Origin of the sequence: Vibrio sp. 10N.222.55.C6, assembly GCF_041473395.1 — a bacterium.
GTDB classification, from domain to species: domain Bacteria; phylum Pseudomonadota; class Gammaproteobacteria; order Enterobacterales; family Vibrionaceae; genus Vibrio; species Vibrio crassostreae_C.
In genome coordinates, this window is record NZ_JBFRSD010000530.1 from 1 (window position 1) to 239 (window position 239).

Genomic DNA, 239 nt, shown 5'->3' on the forward strand with positions numbered 1-239 from the left:
ACTTAATCAAGGCTCCTGGGTATTCAGGAAACTCGAAGCTGTATAGGCGCTCTTTCAATGGTTTTGATGGTTTGCCGCCAATCATATAGCGAATGTGTAGTTTTGCCATCTCATCATCAGAAAGGTCGACGACTGGATATCCGCCCTCACGTAGGTCATTGATGATGTGCTCAAGTTCTTCCTGACCACCTTGCAGACGTACACCAACGAAGATATTCGCTAGGCTTTCGTCGTTGTGG

At 46.9% G+C, this 239-nt stretch carries 1 pseudogene; it reads right to left on the bottom strand.

Annotation, left to right across the window (positions count from 1 at the left end):
* A pseudogene (locus AB4486_RS24930) lies at positions 1 to 239 on the bottom strand (threonine ammonia-lyase, biosynthetic); the annotation flags it as partial.